Here is a 20,844-nt window from a genome sequence, read left to right as displayed (position 1 = left end):
TTTTTTTGTGCGAAAGCGTAGTGCCAATATAGGGACTAAAGAGGAGAAAGTGGTGGTCGACGCTTGTCATAGGAAAGTAAGAAGCCCGGAAAGGGAATAGTAAGGCCACAACATTCACAAAGTTTCCTTTCGCCATTTTGATTCTCTATATGACAAAAGGCATCTAGAACAAAATTATTCCAGATGCCTTAGATCGTCCCAAAAGGACGCTATTTTATTATTTCATTTTAATTTCAGCTAATGCATTTAAGAATTTATCGTTCAGTACTTTAATGTAAGTACCTTTCATACCTAAAGAGCGAGATTCGATTACACCTGCAGATTCTAGTTTACGTAATGCGTTTACGATTACTGAACGTGTAATACCAACTCGGTCTGCAATTTTTGAAGCAACTAGTAAGCCTTCATGGCCATCAAGCTCTTCAAAGATATGTTCAATAGCCTCTAACTCACTGTATGAAAGTGAATTGATTGCCATTTGTACAACAGCTTTGCTACGAGCTTCCTCTTCAATTTCCTCAGATTTCTCACGTAAAATTTCCATACCAACTACTGTTGCACCGTACTCAGCTAAAATTAAATCATCATCCTCGAATTGTGAAGATAAACGAGCAAGAATTAATGTACCAAGACGCTCACCACCACCAACAATCGGTACAATCGTTGTTAATGCATTTTGGAATAACTCTTTGTTTTCAACTGGGAAAGCAGTATGTTCGTCATTAATATCTAAGTTTGAAGATGTTTCAGAAATTGTAAACAAGCTATGTGTATATTCTTCTGGGAATTGACGCTCTTCGAACATCTTTTTCATACGCTCGTTTTCAATTTGTTGGTGAATTGAAATACCTAAAAGCTTCCCTTTACGGCTTACAATATAAACATTACTGTCGATAATATCTCCTAATGTATCTGCCATTTCTTTAAAGTTTACTGGTTTACCAGCAGATGCTTGGAGCATCGAGTTAATTTTACGCGTTTTTTCTAATAAATTCATTATATGTTCCTCCTATAAATAATCCGAAGAGTATTTTCTTAATATTCTAAATGTTTTTTCAACTGAATGAAACTATTCAGCCTTATCTTACAATATAAACTGAGACAAATCTTTGTTTTTTACTATACCCGCAAGTTTTTGATCTACATACGTAGCAGTGATTGGAATATTTGCAGGTGCAATTTCAGCAGCTTCAAATGATAATTCTTCTAATAAGCGTTCTAAAATTGTGTGCAAACGTCGAGCTCCAATATTATCAGTCTCCTGATTGACCTCAGTTGCAATTTCTGCAATTCGCTCAATCGCGTCTTCCGTAAAGTTTATCTCCACGCCTTCAGTTTCTAATAATGCCTTGTATTGCAGAATAAGTGATTGATCTGGCTCTTGCAAAATACGTACAAAATCTTGTTTCGTTAATTTTTCAAGCTCCACTCGAATCGGGAATCGACCTTGCAATTCAGGAATTAAATCTGACGGCTTCGACATATGAAACGCTCCAGCAGCAATGAAAAGCATAAAGTCAGTTTTTACAGCACCGTATTTTGTCGTTACAGTAGAACCTTCAACAATTGGTAGAATATCACGTTGCACACCCTCACGTGATACGTTTGCAGAGGAGTTACTATCCTTACTAGCGATTTTATCAATTTCATCAATAAAAATAATACCTGATTGTTCAGCTCTTGAAATCGCTTCTTGAGCAACTTCGTCTGCATCTATGAGTTTATTTGCTTCCTCGATCGTTAAAATACGACGTGCGTCTTTCACCTGTAGACGACGTTTTTTCTGCTTTTTAGGCATTAAACTAGACAGCATATCCTGCATACCATTGTTTGCAGACATATCCATACCCGTTCCTTGTAACGCATCAAAAATAGAAGGATTTTGTTCAGTTACTTCAACTGTAACCCATTCATTTTCTAATTTACCATTACGTAAATCGATAGCGATTTGCGCACGTTTGGAGCGTACTTCAGTTTCTTCAGAAGAAGAATCATCATTGGCTTGCTGTTCTTTTCCGCCAAATAACATTTCAAACGGATTTTGCATGGACTGTTTTTTTCGTAATGAAGGAACCAACAACTTAACTATAGCTTCGTTTGCTAATTCTTCGGCTTGGTCCTTCACAGACTCCATCATTTCTTCTTTTACAAGACGATGTGAAGCTTCTACTACATCACGTACCATTGACTCTACGTCTCGTCCTACATATCCTACTTCTGTAAACTTCGTTGCTTCAACTTTTACAAATGGTGCACCCGTTAGCTTTGCAATTCTTCGAGCAATTTCCGTTTTTCCGACACCTGTAGGTCCAATCATCAAAATATTTTTCGGAATTACCTCAGCCTTCATCTCATCACTTAGCAGCGAACGACGATATCGATTACGTAGTGCAATAGCTACCGCTCGCTTCGCTTCATTTTGTCCAACGATATAACGATCCAAATGCTCAGTAATTTGTCTTGGCGTTAAATTATTTTGTGTCATTAGTTAAGCGCCTCCACTATAATATTATGATTCGTAAACACACAGATTCCAGCAGCGGTTTCTAATGCCGCTTCTGCAATTTCACGAGCAGACATTGTATCACCTGCATACTTTTTCAGGGCACGACCTGCTGATAATGCAAAGTTACCCCCTGAACCAATTGCTAAAACTCCATCATCCGGTTCAATTACTTCTCCCGTACCCGAAACAAGAAGGAGTGTACTTTTATCCATTACAAGTAACATAGCCTCTAATTGACGTAGCATTTTATCACCGCGCCATTGCTTAGCAACTTCTACTGCTGCACGTTGTAAGTTGCCATTGTATTCATTTAACTTTCCTTCAAACATTTCAAAAAGTGTAAAAGCATCGGCAACCGATCCCGCAAACCCGGCAAGCACCTGACCATTAAACAGACGTCTGACCTTCCTTGCTGTACCTTTCATAACAACCGCATTTCCCAGGGTCACTTGACCATCACCTGCCATCGCGCAACCCCCGTTATGATGAACTGCAAATATCGTTGTCGCATGAATTTGTCCCATTCGCTTTCCTCCTTAGCTTATTATGCCCTTGGATGAGCATTCATATATGTTTGACGTAGATGCTCTTTTGTTACATGAGTGTAAACTTGTGTAGAAGTTAAATGAGCATGGCCTAATAACTCCTGCACCGTACGTAAATCTGCGCCATTATTCAATAAATGTGTGGCAAAAGTATGGCGAAGCATATGTGGATATATTTTCGTATGGAGCGAGGCTTTGTCAATCATTTCAGTTAAAATATGACGTACACCTCGTGGAGTAAGTTCCCCACCGCGCATGTTGACAAACAATTGCTGATGACTTGTGTTTTTCATCAATCGTGGACGAGCTTGTTCTATGTAATCCTGCATAGCTAAACTCGCAAATTGCCCGAATGGAATAATGCGTTCTTTTCGCCCTTTCCCCATTACCCTAATAATCGAATAATGGAAATCAACATCTTCTACTTGAATTGAGGTGAGCTCACTTACACGAATACCTGTCGCATATAACAGCTCCAATATAGCCATATTTCTTAATGATTTCAAATCATCGCCGACATTCGCATCAAATAGCTGCATCAATTCTTCTTCATAGAAAAAACTAGGTAAACGTGATTCTTTTTTCGGATGATAAAGTGATCGAAATGCCCCATCATCTAATCCGTGCTGTTTATTTAGAAAGCGAAAGAAGGAGCGTATTGAGGAGATTTTCCTTGATACAGATGATCTTGCTCTCTTTTCATCGTACAACTTTGTTACATAAAGACGTGCATGTATATACTCAACACTAGCTAAATCATTTACGCCCTCCGCTTGCAAAAACGCTAAAAAATCTAGTAGGTCCGATTCATATTCTCGCACTGTATGAACAGAGAAGTTTTTTTCAATTTGGATATAAAGCATAAACTGTTCAAGTGCATCTTGGGACGAAACTAACATAAAAAGATTCACCACCAATAGATTTATTGATAATCTTCTCTAATTACAGGGCATCACCATAACGTGGGGTTGATTTCCGTTCCGGCTGGGCGCTTTGTTGCTGCCGCTTCGCTTTCGCACAGTTAAAACATTTGTTGCTGCCGCTTCGCTTTCGCACAGTTAAAACATTTGTTGCAACCGCTTTGCTTTCGTTACAGAAAACATTTGTTGTTGCTGTCGCTACGCTTTCGCACAGAGCAAAGCTTCCTGGGGGCGTCCGATGAGCCGCTTGGGCCAACAGATATTTTTTGCGCGAAAGCGTAGTGCTAACGTAGCGACAGCGGCATGATGTTGGTCACGAAGGCGTTATCACAGGACGTGATACTCTTAGCCTTCGTTCCTCTATCTCGCTGATCCCCAAGGAGTCGCCCAGCCTCTACTCCAATCAACTTATATACATGGCATACGTTTTTTACAAATGCCATTCAACGTTGGCTGATGAGCCTAAAGTGCTTTTACTTGCCATTAAAAGAATGTCGATTTTCGATGATCCTCTTTAGTTTGTCACTTTGGGTATCGTTAATGTAGAAAACATACATATTGACACTATACCTATCTTCGTCATATAGCAAGTGAAAATGTTTATATTTTGAGAAAATCTCCATACAAAATAATAAAACACGTGTAAATTAGCATTTTGCTACAAAAAAAGAAAAAGCCTCTAAGAGTATACCAACTTTTAGAGGCCTTTTGCAATCAAATTGTTTGTGAATTCACAAAATTACGAATTGTGCTTATTGCACGTGTAGCATGCATCTCTGCACGCTCTGGCTTCGAACGACGTCCTGGTGGTAGTTCAGGGAAAATTCCAAAGTTAACGTTCATCGGCTGGAAATTTTTCGATTGCGCTTCTGTTATATAACGCGCCATACTACCTAAAGCCGTTTCAAACGGGAAGATAATTTGCTCTTGTCCTAATGCTAATCGAGCTGCATTAATACCGGCAATTAATCCACTACCAGCAGATTCAACATATCCTTCTACACCTGTCATTTGACCCGCAAAGAAAATATTTTTTTGCTCTCGAAGTTGGTACGTTTTCTCTAGAACCTTTGGCGAATTAATGAATGTATTTCTATGCATTACGCCATAACGAACGATTTCAACATTCTCTAATCCCGGAATTAATTGTAGTACTTCCTTCTGTGGTCCCCATTTTAAGTGCGTTTGGAAGCCAACGATATTGTAAAGAGTTCCTGCTGCATCGTCTTGACGTAACTGGACAACTGCATAAGGGCGTTTCCCTGTTTTTGGATCTTCTAGACCTACTGGCTTCATCGGTCCAAATAACATTGTTTTCTCACCGCGAGCAGCCATTACTTCGATAGGCATACATCCTTCAAAGTAAATTTCTTTTTCAAATTCTTTTAATGGCACAACCTCTGCCTCGATTAACGCTTGACGGAAACGATCAAATTCTTCCTTTGTCATAGGACAGTTTAAATAAGCTGCTTCCCCTTTATCGTAACGAGACTTTAAATAAACTTTTTCCATATCGATGCTATCTTTTTCAATAATTGGTGCTGCTGCATCATAGAAATATAGATAATCTAAACCTGTTAAGCCCTGAACTTTTTCAGCTAAAGCTTTCGATGTTAGTGGTCCTGTGGCAATAACAGTAATACCTTCTGGAATATCAGTGACTTCTTCATGAATAACTTCCACAAGAGGATGATTTTTCACCGCTTCTGTCACATAGCCTGCAAATTCATGTCGATCCACTGCTAAGGCACCGCCTGCTGGTACTGAACATGCATCGGCCGCCTTCATAATTACAGAGTCTAAAATACGCATTTCTTCTTTAATCACACCTACGGCATTCGTTAATCCATTTGCACGTAGGGAGTTCGAACAAACAAGCTCCGCAAATTTATCAGTATGGTGAGCTGGTGTTTGTTTTACTGGACGCATTTCATAAAGTTTAACTTTCACACCACGTTGAGCAATTTGCCAAGCAGCCTCACTGCCTGCAAGCCCTGCGCCTATTACATTTACTACTTGTTCAGTCATGTCCTTACCATCTTTCTATCATTGAGTAGGTGTCTCTTCATAGTCACATTTCGTACACTGAATTTGAACACCTTTTTTAATTTTTTTCTCTACTAATAATGCACTACATTTCGGACAAGGTCTATTAATTGGCTTGTCCCATGAAACAAATTCACACTCAGGGTACTGATTGCAACCATAGAATAAACGCTTTGTTTTACTCTTACGTTCTACAATTTCGCCTGTCTCACAAGAAGGACACTTTACGCCAATAGGTTTCATAATAGCTTTTGTATTGCGGCAATCCGGGAAGTTTGAACAAGCCATAAATTTTCCGTATCGTCCAAGCTTGTAGACCATTGGAGATCCACAAAGCTCACAATCCTCGCCAGCCGGTTCATCTTTTATAACAACCTTTTCCATTGCCTCATCTGCATATTTTACATGGACCTCAAAATCCTTATAAAACTCATGTACAACTTCTTTCCACTGACGACCGCCTTCTTCAATATCATCCAAATCTTGTTCCATTTGTGCTGTGAATTCGATATTTATGATATCAGGGAAAAACTCAAGTACGAGTTGGTGCACGATTTCTCCTAGCTCTGTCGGCATAAATCGTTTTGCATCTAATACGACATAGCCACGGCGCTGAATTGTATCGAGGGTCGGTGCATATGTGGACGGGCGCCCTATACCTAACTCTTCCATTGTTTTTACAAGACGCGCCTCTGAATAACGTGGTGGTGGCTGTGTGAAATGTTGCTTCGGCTCGATTTCAAGTGATTTTACTTGATCGCCAACTTCCATTTCAGGTAGAAGCTTGTTTGTCTCTTCTGTTTGATCATCTGTACCCTCAATATAGAGTTTCATAAAGCCGGCAAATTTAACTTGCGAGCCGTTTGCGCGGAATAAAACATCCCCATTTTGCAAATCAACAGCTACTGTATCAAGTACGGCCGGCGCCATCTGACTTGCGATAAAACGCTCCCAAATTAAACGATATAAGCGCAATTGATCGCGACTAAGCACTGCCTTTAATTCATCTGGAGTTCGCATCGTACTAGTTGGACGAATAGCCTCATGGGCATCTTGTGCATTTGATGCTTTTTTAGCCTGCTTCGACTCTGTTGAGATGAATTCTTTGCCGTATTTGGATTCAATGTAGGCTACTGCCTCTGTTTTTGCTGTATCTGAAATACGTGTAGAATCGGTACGCATATAAGTAATTAAACCGACTGTCCCCTCTTTTTTACCAACATCAATACCTTCATATAATTGTTGCGCAAGCATCATCGTTTTCTTAGCACGGAAATTTAACTTACGCGCTGCCTCTTGCTGTAAAGAAGATGTTGTAAAAGCAGGTGCTGCATTTCGTTTACGTTCTTTTTTCGATACATTAACAACTTCAAAACTTGTACCTTTAACATTTTTTAAAATAGATTTTACTTGTTCTTCATTTGTTAATTTAATTTTTTCTTTGCCATTACCGTAATAAAGCGCATCGAACGTTTTCTTCCCTTTTTCAAAAGAACCTTCAATTGTCCAATATTCTTCCGGTTGGAAGTTTTTAATTTCATTTTCACGATCAATAATCATGCGTAGTGCTACAGATTGTACTCGCCCTGCTGATAATCCCTTTTTAACCTTTTTCCAAAGAATCGGACTAATGTTATAACCAACAAGTCTGTCCAATATTCGGCGTGTTTGCTGTGCATCTACTAAATCCATATTAATAGGACGTGGGTTTTTAAAGGATTCTACAATCGCATCTTTTGTAATTTCATTAAAAACGACACGACAATCTGATTGAATATCGATATTTAATGCAGTCGCAAGGTGCCAAGCAATCGCTTCTCCCTCGCGGTCTGGATCGGCCGCTAGAAAGACTTTCTTCACTTTTTTAGCCGCAGACTTTAAGTCCTGTAAAACAGGCCCTTTACCACGAATAGTAATATATTTAGGTTCATAATTATTTTCTGGACTAACGCCCATTTGGCTACGTGGTAAATCACGAACATGTCCGATCGACGCTTTCACCTTATATTTTTTCCCTAAATATCGTTCAATTGTTTTTGCTTTTGCTGGTGATTCTACAATCACTAAATAATCCGCCATCTATGTCTCCCCCTTAGCGAGGTCTATTGCTAATTTTTTAAGTTACCTGTTGCAAAATGTATAACAGATTTTAAGATAATGCAACTTTTTTTCAATTTTTGTTAGAAAAGAGCGTAAGTGTTTCAACGATTTCGTGACCATTACACGCTGGAATAGCTCCTTCTAATAGTAGTTTATTTGTGCCCTTTGATTGCTCCGCATTAATTGGACCCGGTACAACAAATACATCTTTTCCTTGCTCTAATGCATTGTCCGTTGTAATAAGCGTGCCACTTCTTAATGCCGCTTCGGTTACAACTATAGCTTTGGACAATCCACTAATGATTCGGTTGCGCATTGGAAAATGCCATTTCTCAGGCTTCATATATGGAGGATACTCTGTGACAAGTAACTGATGCTCCGCCATATGCTCAGCGAGAAACTGGTTTTCCTTAGGGTATATATAATTAAACCCGTGACCAAGCACTGCAATTGTGGAACCGCCAACTTTTATAGTTGTCTCATGAGCGATCGTATCTGCCCCTCTTGCAAGCCCGCTTACAACTGTATATCCGTGTTCAACAAGAGGTGGCACGATTAGGTCCATCGCAGTTTTTGTATATGATGTAGCCTTTCTAGAACCTATAATGGTTACTTGTTTTTCTTTCGTCAATAGAGAATACCGACCTTTCACATACAATACAGTAGGTGGGCTGGATATTTCAAATAATTGCGCCGGGTAAAAAGGATGCTGAAAAGGTATCGGGGAAATATTGGCCCTTTCATAAGCTTCTGCAAACGACAATGTCATAATTTGTCGAAAACTCTTGGATATCTCCAAAGCTCTACTCGATGATATTTGCAGAGCTTTTGCAATCTCGTAGGGGGGCGCTTCCTCAAAATAACTTAGTAAATCCACCGGGGACAATAATCGCTGAAGTTTTTGAAGTGGTAATGGGTATATATAATGTAAAGCTAGCAATCTTTGTGTATCAACTGAAAAAATCATTTAAGAGCCTCCTTTTATAATAGAAGAAATTAAATGACCGCATTTTTAATGACACCGCTTTTTCTAAAAAGTAAGTAGGAAGTTAGAAACATATTAATGCAGAGTCCATGCCATCCGCCGGAAGCTTTAACTTCTTTCAGCATGTGTCCAAACACCCGCTGAAAGAAGTTAAAGAAAAAGATGTAGCCACAATGTGCTACATCTTCCATTTTAATGGGTTTTACACTTTTCGTATAGCCCTTTTTCTTTGATTACTTTAATAAGCGTGTCACCAATGACAGATGGCGTTTCTGCTACTTCAATACCAGCAGCATTCATAGCCTTAATTTTCTCTGCTGCTGTTCCTTTACCACCTGAGATAATAGCACCAGCGTGACCCATACGTTTACCTGGAGGAGCTGTTTGTCCACCGATAAAGCCAACGACAGGTTTCGTCATATTCGCTTTAATCCATTCAGCAGCTTCTTCTTCAGCTGTCCCTCCAATTTCCCCAATCATCACAACTGCATATGTTTCTGGATCGTTGTTAAACGCTTCCAAAACATCGATAAAGTTTGTACCATTGACAGGGTCTCCACCGATCCCTACAGCTGTAGTTTGACCGATACCAGCTTGTGTTAACTGGTGTACCGCTTCGTATGTTAATGTACCAGAGCGTGAAACAACTCCTACATGCCCTTTCGTATGGATGTAACCAGGCATAATACCAATCTTACATTCATCTGCCGTAATAACACCAGGACAGTTAGGACCGACTAGACGCGTCTTTTTACCTTCCATATAACGTTTTACCTTAACCATATCAAGTACAGGAATATGCTCAGTTATACAGATTGTTAATTCTAATTCAGCATCAACAGCCTCTAAAATAGCATCTGCCGCAAATGGAGCAGGTACATAAATAACTGAAGTTGTTGCACCAGTTGCAGCCACAGCTTCCGCTACAGTGTTAAATACAGGCACTCCTTCGATTTCAAGACCGCCTTTACCCGGCGTTACACCAGCTACAATTTTAGTACCATACTCAAGCATTTGCTTCGTATGGAAAAGCGCTGTTTCCCCCGTAATACCTTGTACAATTACCTTCGTATCTTTATCAATAAATACAGCCATTGTTCTCCCTGCCTTCCTTAGCCTACTAGTCCCACAATTTTTTGTGCACCGTCAGCCATTGAATCCGCTGCAACGATGTTTAAACCAGATGCATTTAAAATCTCTTTTCCAAGCTCTACATTTGTACCTTCTAAACGTACAACTAAAGGCACAGTTAAGCCAAGTTCTTTGGCAGCTGCTACAACACCCTCAGCGATAATGTCACACTTCATAATTCCGCCAAAAATGTTTACAAAGATACCTTTTACATGTGGATCAGAAAGGATAATTTTGAAAGCTTCTGTTACTTTTTCAGCAGTTGCACCGCCACCTACATCTAAGAAGTTAGCAGGGCTTCCGCCATAATAACTAATTGTGTCCATTGTAGCCATTGCAAGACCAGCTCCATTAACCATACAGCCAATGTTGCCATCTAATGAAATATAGCTAAGGTCATATTTTGATGCTTCGATTTCCTTCGGATCTTCTTCATCAAAATCACGTAATTCGACAATATCTTTATGGCGATACAACGCATTTGCATCGAAATTGAATTTTGCATCTAATGCTAGAACTTCTCCTTGTCCAGTGATAACAAGTGGATTAATTTCTACAATAGAAGCATCCTTGTCGATAAACGCTTGATACAAGCCTAACATTAATTTAACAGCTTTCCCTATTAGGTTTGCTGGAATATTCATATTGAACGCCATGCGACGTGCCTGGAAACCTGTTAACCCCACAACAGGATCCACAACTTCTTTGAAGATTTTTTCTGGATGTGATTCCGCTACTTCCTCAATATCCATGCCGCCCTCTTCAGATCCCATCATTGTTACACGGGATGTTGCGCGGTCTAATACTAAGCTTAAATAGTATTCTTTTTGAATATCAGAACCCTCTTCAATATATAAGCGTTTTACTTCTTTTCCTTCAGGACCTGTTTGATGAGTCACTAAAATTTTACCTATTAATTCTTTTGCATATGTACGCACCTCGTCAAGGTTTTTAGCGATTTTTACGCCCCCTGCTTTCCCGCGTCCACCTGCATGAATTTGCGCCTTGACTACAGTTACATTAGAGCCAAGTTCCTTCGCTACTTTCACAGCTTCATCAGGGGAAAAAGCAACTTTTCCGTTTGGTACAGCTACACCATATTTTCTAAGAATCTCTTTCCCTTGATATTCATGGATATTCATAATACATCCTCCCATCAAACATTTGCAAAATTGTTTTACTAACATAATCTATTCTAACGAAAGATTCTGATAAAGTCTATACCTTGTCTTTTATTCATTTTTTACATAAAAATATGACGGTTTTTTCTACTTCGTGTACTAAAACAGATATTTCCGAAAATCAGAATTCTCTATTTTTTCTATATTTTTGCGCATGTTGTTGATCTAGACGATAAATAAATGCAAAAACCTCAGCGACGGCTTCGTATAATTCTTCAGGAATTGACTCATTTAAATCTAATTGTCCGAGTAATTGAACAAGGTTAGGATCCTCATATATCGGGACATCGTGCTCATTCGCGCGCGCTAATATATTTTCTGCTACTTTCCCTTTTCCTTTTGCTACTACCGTCGGACTATCAAAACGACCTAACTTATAAGTGAGGGCGATAGCCTCTTTTCGAGTAAATTTTTCTTCACTCATATGCGGAAATCCACCCCACTATGTTCCTCCTGCTGTTCTACTACAGGGTTTTTTTCAGGTTGAGCTTTCTCAAATTGTTTAATAAAAACGCCTGAAAGTTGATACTCTTTTTCTGCTAATCCTATTTTTAATGCTGCTTTTAGTGGCTCTGCAAGCGGAATAATTTCATTATTTTCATTAAATACTGTCACAGAAACGACACGGTTTTGGACTTGCATATCAATAACCGTTTCTTTCATAGATTCCATTTGTAAATAAAATAATATGCGTGCGTAATTGGCGTCAATTTTACCATCTTCTTTCATGCGTCCATTCCACTGTAATGTTGCATCCATTTTCTTGCCGAAAAATTCTAATGGTACTTGCATAATAAGCTGATGCTGATGGCCATTTTCTCCTGAGGCTAGCTGCATGCCATTCATACGTGCCATTAACATTTCTGCAGCTTCCTTCAGCTGCGGAGTAACGTGCGCTTCCTGCAATAATGTATGTAATTGCGGTTTTAATTGATGTGCAATCTGCTGTAAATCGGCTGACTTGTTACTAAGAGTCGCTTCATAGCTAACTCCTAAATTTTTTAATACCGTTTTAAGCGCATGTTCCATTGCTTTACTGTCCATAGAATTTTGTACATGAGCATCCGCTTGTGTAACAATCTGCTGAATCATTGCTTGTGGGGATTCAACACTATTTCTCATGAGATTTCGCATAAATGCTTCGTTTTGTAGCGGAGTAGTTGCTTCATGCTTTAAAAGCGATAATAAATGGTCTTTCACAGAAAGAGCATTAGCGTCTTGTGTAAATAAACGCGCCGAAGAATTTTCTGCAAATGCCTTTATAAGGTGTTCTTGCATTTGTTTTGCAAAAATCTCTAGCGTTTGTTTAGTTGCTGGTAGCTGTTTAAATCGATCGATAAGTTCATTTAATGATTGCTTTTGTTCATTAGTTAACAAGCTTTGATTCGCTGTCCATGATCTAAGCTGATCAACAAGATGATGAATGTTGTCAGATTTTGTCGTTAAAATTGTTTGAATAACTTCTCCAGCCTGTTGCAGCTGATTTGACTGTATAGGCTTTACATCGCTAAGGCTGGACCAATTTTGCAAGGTTGCCTGCTGAGGTAGTATCCCCGCCTCTTTTAAACTATTCATAGCTTGAATCTTTTCACTCATAGAAGACGCACTATTAGTTAATATTTGTATGGACTTAGCAAGGACTAAACTACCTGTTTCTACTTCAAAAGGCTTTGCAATTGCTTGTATTTGTTGCATTAGATTTTGCTTAAGATTTTCTGGTAAAGCTATATCCTTCGTTAAAAGCTGTGTAAAGTTTTCCATTATGGAAACCATGCCTGCAGTTTTTTGTCCACTTAGAAGAGCTTGAAACACATCATTTGTCATTGGCATTTTAAACTCTACCATTTTTTGAATGGCTTGCAGGGCATCCATTTTTGTTACGCCCTCAGGTAATGCCTTTAACCACATTTCTGCCTGCATCAGCTGCTCTTTTGAAATCGGAAGCTGCGCCTTCATAAAATGAGCTAGAAGCTGCTGTGATTCAGCTGTTTTAGGTAAATTCATTGATTCAAGTAACTGATTAATCTGTTGACTTTGGGAAGCCGTTTGCGCCATAGGACCCGTAACAACTTTTAGTTCGGTTTGTGGGCTTGTACCAGTTACTTGAAAGAAATGTGCATCACCTGCTTTTAGCGGCACTTCGAGTTTAGCAATAAACTTTTGTTGACCAACCTGTATTTCTGCCATTTGATCTGGATATAATTGTTTGATTGTTCCTTGAAATATTTGTCCTTGTTTTAAAGTAAGTGGCTGATTAGCTGAGGTTATTGCAGCTTGTTGCATTTGAATCGGATTAAAAGATGTGGCTGTCATATACATACTCCTTTCATCAATTTTCTATTTTATTTGGCTTATCACTTAGAGCATTGACTTTATCGGTTCAAAGGACTTACGATGATGATTAGTTGGACCGAATTCTTCAAGTGCTTTTAAATGTTGTTTTGTGCCATACCCTGCATGCTGAGCAAAACCATACATAGGAAATTCTTCGTCCAATTGATCCATATAATCATCACGCGCCGTTTTCGCTAATATCGACGCTGCTGCAATCGCTAGGCTTTTCGCATCCCCTTTAATGATTGAATCCTGCGGAATAGAGATTGGCAGCGTCATAGCATCTACTAGCACATAATTAGGTTTCATAGATAACGATTCTACACTTGTCTTCATCGATTGCTTCGTCGCTTCGTAAATATTTAACGCATCAATTTGTTGCGCTGGTTGAAAATGGATAAAATAACTTAATGCATACTCTTTTATTAAAGTAGCATAGGCATTGCGTTTATCTTTTGATAATTGCTTTGAATCATTTAAGCCGATTAGCGCCTCACAGTTTGCAGGTAAAATAACAGCAGCGGTTACTACTGGTCCTGCTAACGGTCCACGTCCCGCTTCGTCTACCCCTGCAATGAGTGCCCCTATTCCTCCATAGCTGTGGTCAAAATCGACTTTCGCTTGATGATCCTGGAGTAACTGTTGTTTTTTCTCTTGGCGCTTATTCCAGCTTTGCCAAGCCTTTTGCACCCCTGCCCGTTCATCAGTTGCTACGCTTGTCATCCAGTCCTGCCATTCTTCAGTTTCCTTCAACGCTGTCGTAATTTCTTTAATCGTTTTCATCTATTTACTGCTACTTAAAATACGGACAAATATACCCATATCAAGAAATTTGCGGAGCTTATGCCAATCGGTTTAGACCAATTGTTTATTCCACATTACTGCTTCCTCGAACTCCGCCTTGCCAGTTGCTCGCTACTACGGTTTGTATAGCTCTCCACAGTCGTTAATTCCCGACTAGCCATCGGTACATATATACAGTTGCGTTTTGCTTTATAGCAGTGCTAACACTGTGTATTCTTTCGCATCTCTCAAATTTAAACTCGCATTGAAATCTCGGTCTGCGGTATAACCACAATGTTCGCACTGGTATGTCCTGTCAGATAGTTTCAAGTCTACTTTCTTTTCACCACAATTATGGCAAAGTTTCGAACTTGGATACCAACGGTCAACCATGCGTAATTCGAAGTAGCCTTGTTTCGCTTTCCATTCAAGTTTTGTACGCAATCCGTATAATTTCTGTTGAGCGACTGCTTTTGAAAGATGTTTATTCTTCATTATGCCCTTGATATTCAAATCTTCGATTGCAACGTTTGACGGCTTGGTTTTCGCTATGTCTGCCACAATTTTGTTTTGAAAATCATTACGCAAATTCGTAAGGCTGTAATGAATACGTTGTACCTTTAAGACTTGTTTTTGGATATTTCGTCTAGTAGCTTCTCCTTTTTTAATTTCTTTATTTTTGATACGCAATTTTTCCGCTTCATATTTCCTCGATAGCTTGCGTTGTTCTTTCTTGAGTTTCCGCTCAAGTTTTCGCACTTTCGCACTTTTACTGATGTTTTTATGAGTTACCCTATCACTACGGATTGCCGTCTCTTTAATATCCAAGTCAGCACCAAGCCCCTCGTTATCGAGATTGAGTTCTGATTTGGTATCAGGTACTTCCACCAATACGGAAACGAAGTATCGGTCAGCCTTTTGACTAATCGTACCGCTTTTCACGATTGCACTAGGCGAATGCGTTGGGATATATCCCTTTTCTTTTAATTTCACCCAACCAAGTGTTGGCACTTTCATACGATGACGTTCCACCTGGATAATGGTTTTAGCGTCATTTTTCACAAAATACATAGACACATCTTGATTGCGTTTCTTCTTGAATTGGGGAAAATCGCTTTCACCTTTGAAGAATTTTGTGAACGCTGTATGAACATTCTGTAAACCACGTTTAATGGCTTTCGCATATACATCTTTTATCCACGAAAATTCGGGGTGCATAGGCACGAATGTATTGTTAAGCCATTTCGAATAGTCCATATACCCTACGAAAGAACCACCATTTTCATAAACTTCAATGTTATGTGCGAGGTATTTATTTTCGACAAAGCGAACGACACCAACAGTGCGATTAATCTTTGTCTTTTGTTCGTTTGTCGGATTGATTTCCGTCTTGTATGCAATTAACATCTTTGTCACCTTCAATCTGTTTTTTATACTTCCTTAAGCCGTAAATACGACAACTGAATACATGGATAATCGAAATCAACTCTTCGACTAATTCCTATTGCGGAGATAAGTCTGGATTGTTCAAACCAGCCATATCCAAAACGCACAAACCTATCTTTGAACGTGATATAGATTGCTTCAACCTCCCCACGCATAACTTCATCAAGAAGTATTTTCCATTTTTTTCGTTTGTAATTCAGTCCACTACTCTTCGGTATAGTACCTTTGATTGGTCGGTGTTCGATGTGCTACAAGCGTTCCATCGTTATCCCATCTTTGGAGTGTTTTAAGCGAAACACCTAAGCGTTTCGCCATTTCATTTGGTTTAATCATCTTTATCACCTCATGAACGCCATAACACTTTTGTCTATATTTGTTCATGTTTGTCCATGAAAATGACTACTGTTTAAACACTCCCAACTCGTTAATTTTACGTTCTAGTACGTTTTTCGTTTCTTTTAAGCTAAAATACTAATCCCAAAATAATTATAACTTCTTTTTCATGCTCTATATCATTTATCGGCAAGAAGAAGTATTCCTAAAAGAAAAACTGTCACGCTCACGATTTATGACGTGAGTATGACAGTTTTCTTTATTGCTGCTCTGTTTCTTTTTCAAGTTGTTCGTCAACAAAGTCAAATGTTAGTTTGCCTAATTGTAAACCACGAATATCTCGAACGATTAGTTGAGCTACTTGATCATAATCGATTTCTCCACCAGGACCGAACACACGACGAAGTTTACCGATATGGTCGAAAGTCTCAACTAAATCTTCATGTACAAACTGGAAGCCATAGCGCTCTTCCATTCGCGCTGGATAATGAATGGATAAAAAGCGTAGACCATATACAGCTAAATCCTCCATATTCGTTATAGTATCCTTTATAGCACCTGTTAGGGCTAATTTGAAGCCTACTTCTTGATCTTCAAATTTCGGCCATAAAATACCTGGCGTATCGAGTAATTCAAGCTCCTTCCCAACCTTTATCCATTGCTGAGCCTTAGTTACCCCTGGCGTATTACCTGTTTTGGCTATATTTTTCTTTGCAAGTCGATTAATAAGCGTAGATTTCCCTACGTTAGGAATTCCAACAATCATTGCGCGAATAGCTCTTGGCTTCATCCCACGTGACTTCATACGGTCAAATTTTTCTTTCAATATTTCTTGGGCAGCCTTTGTCACCTGCTGTAAGCCTTTGCCTTCAAGAGAATTGATTGCTACCGCCTTATGACCACGTTGTGCAAAATACTCTACCCACTTACGTGTTTCATGCTCATCTGCCATATCTGATTTATTTAAAATAAGAAGACGTGGTTTTTGATTTATCACTTCGTCTATCATCGGATTTCGGGAAGATAGAGGTAAACGTGCATCTATTAATTCAAAAATAATATCAACGAGCTTTAATTTTTCTGTTACTTCTCTGCGGGCCTTTGCCATATGCCCTGGAAACCATTGTATAGTCATACCTATACCTCCTAAACTAAAAGAAAAAGGGAGTATTTAACCCTCCCTTTCAAGAATTACTTTACAATTTTAATATCACTAAACGGCCAGAAAATCAGACTTGTATTACCAATAATCTCTTTCTGATCGACAAGTCCAATATGACGACTGTCCTTACTGTATCGACGATTATCTCCCATAACGAAAACATAACCTTCTGGAATTACATCATCTTTTAGGTTTACATCAATGTCGTTTAACTTAAAATCCTCTGTTAAAGTACCTTCTGTAATTTCTGATTTGTAAGCATCTAAATAAGGTTCGTCTATCGGTTCACCGTTAATGTATAATTGATCATTTTTATATTCCAAAGTATCTCCTGGTAGCCCAATAACACGTTTAATATAGTTCTTCTTTTCAGGAGCGTGGAATACAACAATATCAAAGCGTTTTGGTTCACCTATTTTATAACCAATTTTATTCACAATCATACGATCGCCATCTTCAAGGGTTGGCATCATGGACTCTCCATCTACTGCAATAGGTGTAAATAAAAAATATCGAATAATCGCTGCAATCGCAAATGCAATTAGAAGTGCCTTAGTCCATTCCCATAGTTCATTCTTTTCCTTAACCTGCTTTTCCATCGAGAATTGCCCCCTTGTCTATCCTCATTTTAGTTGATAGCTATTTAAGATGACAAGCAAAAAGAAAAGGGGCTTGTTGTACAAGCCCCTCACTTTTAAGTCATAATTATCGAATTTCTTTAATACGAGCAGCTTTACCACGTAGGTTACGTAGGTAGTAAAGTTTAGCACGACGTACTTTACCACGACGTACAACTTCTAAGTTAGCGATTTTTGGTGTGTGTACAGGGAATGTACGTTCAACACCTACACCATAAGAAATTTTACGAACTGTGAAAGTTTCGCTAATACCGCCACCACGACGTTTAATTACTACACCTTCGTATACTTGGACACGTTCACGAGTACCCTCTACTACTTTCACGTGTACCTTAACAGTATCACCTGGACGGAAAGATGGTAGATCAGTGCGAAGCTGAGCTTTAGTAATTTCTGTAATAATGTTTGACATTGTTTTCTCTCCTTAGACAGATGCTCTTGCACGCAATCTATGCCACAGCGGAACACCGTAATTCAGTACTCCACATAGAAGTACAGATTAGATGTTATCATAAATATAGATAGCAATCAAGCATCTTTATTATTGTTTTTAAGTTTTTCTAAATACAATTTTTGCTTATCTGTTAACGGATAATTCTCGAGTAAATCTGGACGACGTTCGAACGTTCTTTTCAAAGATTCTTCCTCGCGCCATTGCTCAATCTTCGCATGATTACCCGATAGTAAAATATCAGGTACTTTCATTCCGCGAAATTCAGCAGGTCGTGTATAATGTGGGTGCTCTAGAAGGCCTGTTGAGAACGAATCTTGTATGTGGGAATCCTCTTGTCCTAAAACCCCCGGCAGAAGTCGTACAACGCTATCTATAACCGTCATAGCCCCTAGTTCGCCACCAGTTAATACGAAATCTCCAATTGAAATCTCGTCTGTAACAAGATGTTGGCGAATGCGTTCATCATAACCTTCATAATGACCACATAAAAATACTAGTTCTTGTTCTTGCGCTAGCTCTTCTGCCTTTTTTTGAGTAAAACGCTCACCTTGTGGACACATCAAAATGATACGAGGATTTCTTCCTTCTGTAATAGACTCGACAGCGCTAAACATAGGCTCTGGTTTTAATACCATGCCCGCACCACCGCCATACGGATAATCATCTACTTGATTATGCTTGTTACCCGAAAACCCACGGATATCAGTTACTTCTAGCTTTACAGCCCCTTTTTCCTGTGCTTTCTTTAATATGGATGCACCAAAAACGCCTGTAAACATATCAGGAAATAGACTTAACACATTGATATTCATCATAACAAGCCTTCCATTACATGGATCACAATTTTCTTCTCATCCACATCAATTTCCTTGACGATGTCTTCGATATATGGGATGTAATGCTCTTTTTTACTTGCCTTGACTACCCATACATCATTTGCTCCTGTTTGAAGGATTTCGGCTACTACTCCGATCGTTTCGCCTTCTTCAGATACAATTGTACAGCCAATTATTTCATGGAAGAAATATTCATTTTCCTTTAATAAATCATCTGTCATTTGATCCTTCGTAATTTTAAGCATTCCTTCTTTAAAAGGTTCAACAATATTAATGTTGTTCATGCCTTCAAAAGTTAATAAGATAAAGTTTTTATGACGACGCATTGATTCAATCGTTACCCATGTTGGCTTTTTATCGTCTTTTTTAAACGCCGCAAGCTTATTTCCTACTGCGAAGCGTTCATCTTCAAAGTCTGTTGTTGATAACACACGCACCTCACCGCGAATACCGTGTGTATTGACAATACGACCTACATTAAACCATTCCATTCAAATCTCACCTCGTATGAATTTCGCCTTGACATAATTGTGCTGTCACTTCTCTTTCGCACAGTACACAATTGCTAAACATGCCTATCCCCGTCAAGCTACTAGCTAGCCAGAACAAAAGTAACCTTCTCTCACTTTCACCTAAAGTAGCAGATTAACTTTTGGCGGACGATGTTATAGCTAAGAAGTCCCTTAATGTCATTATGTTCAATTACTTCTCAAAGTAATGATGATAATGAAAAAAGGAAGGAACCGGCAAGCTCCTTCCTTTGTAGTCCAGATTTCCCACTTTACCTCAAAGCCACTTCGAATTCCTAAGTGCATGTAAACATACCTATCAGGACTCCCCAGTGCTTGTTGCATGTAAAAGAGCGTGAAAATCTTTTCTATCAATCCAATATATCGACGTAGGTCTTTTTTTGATGGTGACTACCCGCCGCTGAATAAACAATTGTACGAATTGCTTTCGCTACTCGCCCTTGCTTGCCTATGACTTTCCCTCGATCCTCTGGATGAACAAAAAGTTTATAAACAATTCGATTTGCATTTTCATCCGTCTCAATACGAACTTCTTCTGGATAATCGACTAACGGTAAAACGATTGCTTCAATCAGCTGCTTCAAAGACGTCGCCCCCGATTATTTACTGAATTTTTGGTTATGGAATTTTTCCATGATTCCTTGTTCTGAGAACAAGTTACGCACTGTATCTGATGGTTTTGCACCGTCAGTTAACCATTTAAGAGCTTTCTCTTCATCGATGTTTACAGTAGCTGGTTGAGTTAGTGGGTTGTAAGTACCAACTGTTTCGATTGAACGACCGTCACGTGGTGAACGAGCGTCTGCAACTACGATACGATAGAAAGGAGATTTTTTAGCTCCCATACGTTTTAAGCGAATTTTAACTGCCATTTTAATAGCACCTCCGAATAAGTTTCACACAAGATAGTATAT

General features: G+C 39.0%; 21 protein-coding genes and 1 pseudogene. All 22 read right to left on the bottom strand.

The window, feature by feature from the left end:
* Positions 1-217: 217 nt before the first annotated feature.
* On the bottom strand, positions 218-997 hold the full coding sequence (gene codY, locus ABNX05_RS17290) for a GTP-sensing pleiotropic transcriptional regulator CodY (RefSeq protein WP_049668434.1): 780 nt from the start codon (positions 995-997) through the stop codon (positions 218-220).
* Positions 998-1,084: 87 nt separating this feature from the next.
* Complete coding sequence (gene hslU, locus ABNX05_RS17285; protein ID WP_349660851.1) at positions 1,085-2,485, bottom strand: ATP-dependent protease ATPase subunit HslU; 1,401 nt, start codon at positions 2,483-2,485, stop codon at positions 1,085-1,087.
* Positions 2,485-3,030 (bottom strand): ATP-dependent protease subunit HslV, encoded by a 546-nt coding sequence (gene hslV, locus ABNX05_RS17280; protein ID WP_323645175.1) that lies wholly within the window; start codon positions 3,028-3,030, stop codon positions 2,485-2,487. The genes hslU and hslV overlap by 1 nt, the downstream gene beginning before the upstream one ends.
* Positions 3,031-3,050: 20 nt before the next feature.
* Positions 3,051-3,950 (bottom strand): tyrosine recombinase XerC, encoded by a 900-nt coding sequence (gene xerC / locus ABNX05_RS17275; RefSeq protein ID WP_349660850.1) that lies wholly within the window; start codon positions 3,948-3,950, stop codon positions 3,051-3,053.
* A 735-nt stretch (positions 3,951-4,685) separates the two neighbouring features.
* A complete protein-coding gene (trmFO, locus tag ABNX05_RS17270) occupies positions 4,686-5,999 on the bottom strand; it encodes an FADH(2)-oxidizing methylenetetrahydrofolate--tRNA-(uracil(54)-C(5))-methyltransferase TrmFO (protein ID WP_197141882.1) in 1,314 nt (437 codons plus the stop codon).
* 18 nt (positions 6,000-6,017) lie between these two features.
* Positions 6,018-8,096 carry a type I DNA topoisomerase gene (gene topA / locus ABNX05_RS17265; RefSeq protein WP_349660849.1) on the bottom strand — a complete coding sequence of 693 codons (2,079 nt, stop codon included), beginning with the start codon at positions 8,094-8,096 and terminating at the stop codon, positions 6,018-6,020.
* A 91-nt stretch (positions 8,097-8,187) separates the two neighbouring features.
* On the bottom strand, positions 8,188-9,084 hold the full coding sequence (gene dprA / locus ABNX05_RS17260) for a DNA-processing protein DprA (RefSeq protein WP_349660848.1): 897 nt from the start codon (positions 9,082-9,084) through the stop codon (positions 8,188-8,190).
* 29 nt (positions 9,085-9,113) lie between these two features.
* Entirely contained in the window at positions 9,114-9,293 is a 180-nt protein-coding gene (locus ABNX05_RS17255; RefSeq protein WP_349660847.1) for a hypothetical protein, read from the bottom strand.
* A 1-nt stretch (position 9,294) separates the two neighbouring features.
* Positions 9,295-10,197, bottom strand: coding sequence for a succinate--CoA ligase subunit alpha (gene sucD / locus ABNX05_RS17250; RefSeq protein WP_349660846.1), 903 nt, complete (start codon positions 10,195-10,197; stop codon positions 9,295-9,297).
* 17 nt (positions 10,198-10,214) lie between these two features.
* Positions 10,215-11,375, bottom strand: a complete 1,161-nt coding sequence (sucC, locus tag ABNX05_RS17245) for an ADP-forming succinate--CoA ligase subunit beta (protein ID WP_349660845.1) — start codon at positions 11,373-11,375, stop codon at positions 10,215-10,217.
* Positions 11,376-11,535: 160 nt separating this feature from the next.
* A complete protein-coding gene (locus tag ABNX05_RS17240) occupies positions 11,536-11,838 on the bottom strand; it encodes an EscU/YscU/HrcU family type III secretion system export apparatus switch protein (protein ID WP_197141877.1) in 303 nt (100 codons plus the stop codon).
* Positions 11,835-13,727 (bottom strand): TP0910 N-terminal domain-containing protein, encoded by a 1,893-nt coding sequence (locus ABNX05_RS17235; protein WP_349660844.1) that lies wholly within the window; start codon positions 13,725-13,727, stop codon positions 11,835-11,837. Before ABNX05_RS17235 ends, ABNX05_RS17240 begins: the two co-directional genes overlap by 4 nt.
* Positions 13,728-13,772: 45 nt before the next feature.
* Entirely contained in the window at positions 13,773-14,531 is a 759-nt protein-coding gene (rnhB, locus tag ABNX05_RS17230) for a ribonuclease HII (RefSeq protein WP_349660843.1), read from the bottom strand.
* A 210-nt stretch (positions 14,532-14,741) separates the two neighbouring features.
* Complete coding sequence (locus ABNX05_RS17225; RefSeq protein WP_349660911.1) at positions 14,742-15,938, bottom strand: RNA-guided endonuclease InsQ/TnpB family protein; 1,197 nt, start codon at positions 15,936-15,938, stop codon at positions 14,742-14,744.
* Positions 15,880-16,316, bottom strand: a pseudogene (locus tag ABNX05_RS17220) (IS607 family transposase). Before ABNX05_RS17220 ends, ABNX05_RS17225 begins: the two are co-directional and overlap by 59 nt.
* 253 nt (positions 16,317-16,569) lie before the next feature.
* The gene (gene ylqF, locus ABNX05_RS17215) at positions 16,570-17,445 is read right to left on the bottom strand and encodes a ribosome biogenesis GTPase YlqF (protein WP_349660842.1); all 876 of its coding nucleotides are present in this window, start codon (positions 17,443-17,445) and stop codon (positions 16,570-16,572) included.
* 56 nt (positions 17,446-17,501) lie between these two features.
* Positions 17,502-18,071, bottom strand: coding sequence for a signal peptidase I (gene lepB / locus ABNX05_RS17210; RefSeq protein ID WP_349660841.1), 570 nt, complete (start codon positions 18,069-18,071; stop codon positions 17,502-17,504).
* A gap of 106 nt (positions 18,072-18,177) precedes the next feature.
* Positions 18,178-18,522 (bottom strand): 50S ribosomal protein L19, encoded by a 345-nt coding sequence (gene rplS / locus ABNX05_RS17205; protein ID WP_079560440.1) that lies wholly within the window; start codon positions 18,520-18,522, stop codon positions 18,178-18,180.
* 116 nt (positions 18,523-18,638) lie between these two features.
* Positions 18,639-19,376, bottom strand: coding sequence for a tRNA (guanosine(37)-N1)-methyltransferase TrmD (gene trmD, locus ABNX05_RS17200; RefSeq protein WP_349660910.1), 738 nt, complete (start codon positions 19,374-19,376; stop codon positions 18,639-18,641).
* Positions 19,376-19,891, bottom strand: coding sequence for a ribosome maturation factor RimM (gene rimM, locus ABNX05_RS17195; protein WP_349660840.1), 516 nt, complete (start codon positions 19,889-19,891; stop codon positions 19,376-19,378). Before rimM ends, trmD begins: the two co-directional genes overlap by 1 nt.
* A gap of 389 nt (positions 19,892-20,280) precedes the next feature.
* Positions 20,281-20,514, bottom strand: a complete 234-nt coding sequence (locus ABNX05_RS17190) for a KH domain-containing protein (RefSeq protein WP_004269410.1) — start codon at positions 20,512-20,514, stop codon at positions 20,281-20,283.
* 15 nt (positions 20,515-20,529) lie between these two features.
* Positions 20,530-20,802, bottom strand: coding sequence for a 30S ribosomal protein S16 (gene rpsP / locus ABNX05_RS17185; protein WP_053483320.1), 273 nt, complete (start codon positions 20,800-20,802; stop codon positions 20,530-20,532).
* Positions 20,803-20,844: the final 42 nt, after the last annotated feature.

Source organism: Lysinibacillus zambalensis, assembly GCF_040183165.1.
Taxonomy (GTDB): Bacteria; Bacillota; Bacilli; order Bacillales_A; family Planococcaceae; genus Lysinibacillus; species Lysinibacillus zambalensis.
Note: the sequence above shows the minus strand (reverse complement) of the source record. Positions and strands in the feature narration are given on the sequence as shown.